The sequence below is a fragment of the Pseudomonas sp. B2M1-30 genome (assembly GCF_025447575.1).
Lineage (GTDB): Bacteria > Pseudomonadota > Gammaproteobacteria > Pseudomonadales > Pseudomonadaceae > Aquipseudomonas > Aquipseudomonas botevensis.
In genome coordinates this window covers 1-311 of record NZ_JAOEJT010000049.1, presented here as the reverse complement: position 1 = coordinate 311, position 311 = coordinate 1, and the positions used below count along the sequence as shown (strand labels likewise).

General features: G+C 63.7%; 1 protein-coding gene. It reads right to left on the bottom strand.

Annotated features, from left to right (window positions below; all coding sequences use genetic code 11):
• On the bottom strand, nucleotides 1-311 hold a 311-nt coding region (locus tag N8H74_RS29265; protein WP_262152186.1), incomplete at both ends, for an immunoglobulin-like domain-containing protein.

Below are 311 nucleotides of genomic sequence, written 5' to 3'. Positions count from 1 at the left end.
AGCGACAGGTTGGTGGTGTCGACGGTGTCAGTCACGGTGGTGCTGACCGGCGTCTTGTCGGCGACCAGATTCTCGTAGTTGCCGCCGCTGACGTTGGTGATGGCGTTGGTCAGTGGAGCGTGACCGGTCAGCACGTCGTTAGGCGCCGTAGTGGTCACGGTGCCGGTGGTCTTGCCGACTTCGATGGTGATCGACTGGCCGTTGGACAGGTTCACGGTCACAGGAGAACCGGTCACTGGCGCACCGACAGTCGCGGTGTAGGTGACGGTGCTACCTTCAGCCGCCGACGCGGTCGCCGTCAGCTTCACGGT